The following is a 3,224-nucleotide window of genomic DNA, read 5'->3' as shown; positions in this document are numbered from 1 at the left end:
AGTTGCTTTGGCTGCTTTTGGTTTTGAGTAAAGCATCGGTATTGGTGGTGGTATAACCGCTGTAATCCACCTTTGACACCCCACCATTAGCCATAGCGGTTTGCTTCACTCTGCCAATAACATCATAGGTGACAGTGTTGGCGTAGCTGGACACTGTGCCTGTCGCAGGCTCAAATACCTGATAAGGACGACCCTGATCATCGTAAGTTTTACGACTGAAGGAGTACGCTCCAGACACAGGCAGCTTGGTTTTACTACCCACTTCACGGCCGTATTTATCGATAAACTGCTGTTGCTCCGCCCCTGTTACACTGCTGGTCACCACTTTAATCGCCGCATCCGGGAATAAACTATCGCAGCCTGCGCAAAAACTTTTACTCACTGTGCCTGTAACTGCCGTATCACTGGCTAGCGCGCCCTTCACTGAACTACTGGTACTTTGGCCAAACACATCAAAGTTGGTCGTGCTGCTTTGGTTATTCGGGCTGACTGCGGTTATGAAGGTAATGAGTGTTGGTGTAAAGCTGCTGGTTTTATTTGTTTTTAAAGAGCATTAAATCATCAACCACAACCTTGGGGGCACGGGGCAAGACTTGACCCCGCTGGTTGTTCGGAGCCATGACAGGCGGGTTTATTTTGTACTCCCCCAACGGGATAGATATAAACCAAATTCCCGCCTTCGAACATTAAAATACTATCTATTTTAGCGATAGTATCTGCTGCTACCCATGCAGAAAAAAATGACAATACCAATGCGCCTAATATGATTTTCATAACTCTTAACTCCCTTTCTAAATTACTGTTTTTACACACTTTGATCCAGCTAATGTCTTACACACTATTACTTAAATTGCTAGCGCCAAAATCACTGTTCAACATATTTGGCATCTGATCACAAACAGGCATTTTTAGTGAAAAACCCAAGCCAAATTGTTTAACTTCTAAACAAAATGGCGTTACCAAAACCTTCAATAATCCTGCCGGACACCCGGACAGGACAACAACGGGGCAAGACCTGACACCGTTTTTTCTTTTGACACCGTTTTTTCTTTTTCGTTAATAATTAGCCGGAACCTTCAAATCGCAAACAAATTCTGATGAAAATCCTATAAATTTCTGCCAATCAAAGTTTTTCTCTTGAGCTAATTGGGCATAAATATCCTTTTTACTATCATCTGATCTAGATACATTGAACATAAAACGCCAAAAATAGCGTTCTTCTACAGAGCCTGCATTTTCCATAGCATCCAACATTGCATATTTACTACATTTTTTCTTAGATTTATATCGCCATTCTTTTGATTTCTCTGGCTCGCCCGCTAGTTTGTAAATATATGTAAGTTTATCTGCAGCTAATACTGAGGTGTTATCTGGTATATTGTAAGCCTGCTCTAATAAGTAGCTATATTTCAAACATCGGCTGACGTTTTTGCACTCAAGATCATTAACAATATAGTTAAAGTACTCCAATAATCCGCGGGACTGATCATTCATTTTGACTACCTGTTCATAGTAGGCGATTGCCTTATCCTTTTTTTTGTTTGGGCTTGAACTATAATAGCGTGCCATCATAATTGCATAGTCAGAATCTGTTGCAGCCCTATGCTCAAAGCAATGAATATTGCCAGGAGTCACCACCGTCCAAATCATGCCTGATGTTTGAAGTGTATGTAAGCATTTGTCGTACTCCTTGGCTGGCATATCAGCCGTAAGTAATCCGCTTAAAAATAGCCATATCATAGTTAATTTCCTTTCACTGGCTTAAACTCTTGGAGATAAGCTCCCTTCTCCACACCATAACTGTATCCGGAACCTGAAGAAAATAGGGCCTGACCAACTGAGGGAGCTATGACCATTCGACCAGTCAAGTTAGCTAAGATTTGTGCATTTGCAGAAGTACCTGCATGGCAAGATAATAATAAGATAGCTCGGCTTGATTGTTTAAAATATGTTTCATAAAGGCTGTGAAAATCTTTAATAGATATTTCACCACCAGGACCAAGTAACTTTCCATTTGTGCTGCCATGAATAATTACTGCATCAACATCACTGGGGTAATGTGACTTCAAAGCAGCCTCTTTCTCGGTATCAAGAACTTCGCCAATCATATCTCTACCATGCATAAATTGTCGCAGTGTTGCCTTTTTGTATTGATATTCGTAGGCCCATTTACTGAACTGATTAAATAACGCTTGATACGCCGCAGTCATCGCCCCATTAGCAAACTTATCTCCCGCAATAACTGAAGCTGTCCCACCAATTACCATTGACGTAATGGTGCCACCTATTGCCCCTTGACCATAAGTGTCTGAAATGGGAGTCCCCAATCCTTTAGTCACTCCCGCACTAAAGAACCCATGCCCGAATTTGCCTCCACCAATACTGGACACTATGCCCCCAACTGCAGCGTGTGCCGTAACTTGCCCTGCAACCTGTCCAGCAGTCAGTGCGTTTCCGCCGAAACTAGTTAATCCACTAAAGTCACCGCCATTCTCCGCTCCGGCAACAATGTTATCTATGCCTGCATCTGAGTAATATTCCCCTATTTTCCCAAACGCATACGCAGCTATTCCTGCCGCAGCCGCCGCTCTTAAAGCTCCGCTTCTGCTCATACCATGAGCCCTACTAAATTCATAGGTTGCAGCTGCGGCGCACGCTCCTGCCCAAGGCCCACAAAACTTGGAACCAATGCCTATTAGAAAGTTACCCACATTTTGCGGGATAACACTGAGCACTGCTCTGACAATACTTTTTAATGGGTTAAACAATTTACCCAGCGAGAAATACCCACTCGGGTCTGTCATCGACATCGGGTTATTCAGCACATAACTATAGCGGTTGTAGTTCTGCAAATTCCCAGGTGCCTGAATAAACGGATCCGCCTGCATAAACCTACCCAGCACAGGGTTATAAGTCCTTCCCNTTATTGCCTCTTTTATCAATGCGTTTTATCAGCTCTCTGTTCGGCCCATACTCAAAATCCGTATAGTCGTTGTTCTGCTGAATTCTTGAGGGTTTCTCAAAGGCTGTATAGATAAAGCTGCGTTTACTATCGTTCGTCACATTACCATTGGCATCATAACTAAAGCTGTAATTGCCCACCCCAGGCTTCGAGGTTAAATTGCCCAGCGCATCGTAACCATAGCTTTCTGTCATCGCCAAAGCGCCAGTTACATTCAATGCTGAATTGACGGTTCTGCTGGTGAGCCTGTGCAGGTTATCGT

4 protein-coding genes are annotated in these 3,224 nt (G+C 43.3%); all 4 read right to left on the bottom strand.

The annotated features are described in order from the left end of the window. Window positions 1-424: hypothetical protein (locus EMM73_RS19660; RefSeq protein WP_145987576.1), on the bottom strand; the 424-nt coding region annotated here is incomplete at its 3' end. A gap of 137 nt (window positions 425-561) precedes the next feature. Next, complete coding sequence (locus EMM73_RS19655) at window positions 562-774, bottom strand: hypothetical protein (protein WP_127688460.1); 213 nt, start codon at window positions 772-774, stop codon at window positions 562-564. Between the two features lie 282 nt (window positions 775-1,056). After that, a complete protein-coding gene (locus EMM73_RS19650; protein ID WP_127688459.1) occupies window positions 1,057-1,740 on the bottom strand; it encodes a hypothetical protein in 684 nt (227 codons plus the stop codon). Window positions 1,741-1,742: 2 nt separating this feature from the next. After that, complete coding sequence (locus tag EMM73_RS19645; protein WP_186435310.1) at window positions 1,743-2,888, bottom strand: RHS repeat-associated core domain-containing protein; 1,146 nt, start codon at window positions 2,886-2,888, stop codon at window positions 1,743-1,745. Between the last annotated feature and the right edge of the window lie 336 nt (window positions 2,889-3,224).

This window comes from Rheinheimera sediminis, from assembly GCF_004005375.1.
Taxonomy (GTDB): Bacteria; Pseudomonadota; Gammaproteobacteria; order Enterobacterales; family Alteromonadaceae; genus Pararheinheimera.
Note: the sequence above shows the minus strand (reverse complement) of the source record. Positions and strands in the feature narration are given on the sequence as shown.